Origin of the sequence: Bartonella sp. MU70NMGDW (assembly GCF_042194085.1) — a bacterium.
GTDB lineage: Bacteria > Pseudomonadota > Alphaproteobacteria > Rhizobiales > Rhizobiaceae > Bartonella > Bartonella grahamii.
The window spans coordinates 1-2,104 of sequence record NZ_JBHIMK010000208.1; the positions used below are offsets into that span (position 1 = coordinate 1).

Annotated in this window: 1 protein-coding gene and 1 pseudogene; one reads left to right on the top strand and one right to left on the bottom strand. The window is 34.6% G+C overall.

Translation table 11 applies throughout. The annotated features are described in order from the left end of the window. A pseudogene (locus ACFIKE_RS09785) lies at positions 1-180 on the top strand (GNAT family N-acetyltransferase); the annotation flags it as partial. Positions 181-1,313: 1,133 nt separating this feature from the next. Here the strand turns inward: ACFIKE_RS09785 and ACFIKE_RS09790 are convergent. Continuing rightward, positions 1,314-2,104: MFS transporter (locus ACFIKE_RS09790; protein WP_375649635.1), on the bottom strand; the 791-nt coding region annotated here is incomplete at its 5' end.

Genomic DNA, 2,104 nt, shown 5'->3' on the forward strand with positions numbered 1-2,104 from the left:
CAACGTTTTGGCTTTTCAAATAGTTTAACAGAAAATTTGGCAATGCCTGGTCCTTATGAAAAGCATCGCTTTCAAGCATTGGAACTGATACCACATTATCTTTCTGGGTGTTATGGCACTTTGGTTCCTAGTGGGGAACGAGAAGTTTCAAATCGTTTTCAGCATCATAAAGTGGCTTGAAGATAAGTGTTTATTTCGCTTTTCAACAGCTGGAATTGAGGAGAACATACTGTTTTGGCTAGTGCCAAAGTATTTAGCGGTACAAAGTTTTTGGGGAGTTGTATTGCGATTTTATTATATAGCTTTTTCTTTATGTGGCTGGTTTCTTATTTTTGATAACTTCAGTTAAGTGAGTAGGAATATATCTAAAGCTCATTTTTTTGAAATAGCGTCCCATTTTATAATACTGAAGGAACCGGATTTTGAGTGGTCTTGTATTCTTTTAAAGCCGGTATCATCATACAGTTTTCTAGTTTTCAATATCATTGGTAGATCTTGCATCGAAACGGTTGGATATTTTACTTTTTTCTTAAACAGCCTTTATCTCTTTGCTTTTTGTGTGAAAGAGAATGGTTTTGATTGATGCAATAGAGAGGCATTTTATAAAATTTTAGCGCTTGTTGAAAGAGAAGGGGCTTAAGAAAGAAAAATATGCAGCAGTAGAATCAAAATTGTAAGTATCAGCTTTTTTAAAAGAGTGTAAAAAAATAAAATTACATGTTCAAAAGCAGCTTTTTTTAAAAAATATATCATTACTTTTTTGCTATAAAGGTAAATCCTTTTGCAATTGGCATAAGAGTATCAAATACCAAATGATTTTTTCATGTAAAATTTTTCATTCAGAATCAAAAAAACGTTATCCTACACATTATAAGGGAAATAGGTGTGTGAATAAAAATCACAAGAATCATCAATCTTTTATGAATATTCTTGTAAGAATCAAAGAGCGAAGGGCAAAGAATCTTAACAAAATAGTTTTTATGAGGGAGGCAGTGTAAAAAGGGGGTAGATAGATGAGAGATTTAATGTTTTGTGCCTTATGGTGATAAATCAAAAATCTTATAGAAATCGCTACTTTATCTTTATGGTGTGGAGCACTTTAGATAAGCTCTTTGTTTATTATCATCTAGAACAATTTTTGTATGCGAGAAGTTGTTTTTAAGTGCGTAAAAAGCCCGCATTGAAAAGAATTTTTATCAGAAGAATCATTTAGAATCACAAGTTGATTTATACTGTCTCTTGAGAAGAGATAAAGTGCATAGGAAGCGAAGAAAGTGATAAGGATAAAAAATGTTTCTCAATTTTAATTAGGCTTAGTGATTTGGTGGTGAATCCGTGAGGGGTGGTATTTTTTTGAGAAACATAGTCATAAATGCCAAAACACCAAAGATGATGGTTATGATAAAGAAAATATCACTAATAGCCATAATGGTTGCTTGTATGCGTACCATACCAAACAATTGAGAAAGAGCCAGAGTATAGGAATCAAAGGTTTCTGTTTTGAATAATACAGTAAGCTTTGAAAGCATTTCAGTTGCTTGTCTGTTTGCGTAGTTAAGCGTTTCGGCTATTCGTTCATAATGGAAGTCTGTGCGTTTTGTCATGAGAGTGCTGATAATGGCAAGCCCTACAGCCCCACCTAGATTCCGGGTGAGATTAAAGAGTCCAGAAGCATTTTTCATCCGTTCTGGTGGGAGTGTTCCCAAGGCAATATTATTAATAGGAACCATACATAACATTACAGAAGCACCACGGAAAACTTGCGGCCAAAAAAGCTGCCAAAAATCCCAGTTATCTGTGATAGAGCTCGCCATCCAAGTACCTATTGCAAAACCAAAAAGTCCTATTGCCATCATTAAACGTGCATCCATTCGTGCTGAAAGAAATCCAGCAAGCGGGGCAGTTAATAACATGACGAATCCTGAAAGAAACAATGTTTCTCCAATCATGAGGGCATCAAAGTGTCGGATTTGGCTTAAATAGACAGGATAAAGGTACGTGAGTCCATAAAGACCTATTCCCAATGAAAAGGAAAAAATGGATGCAGCAGAAAAATTAAAATTAGAAAAAGTAGAGAGATCTACAATGGGTTCTTTTGCTGTAA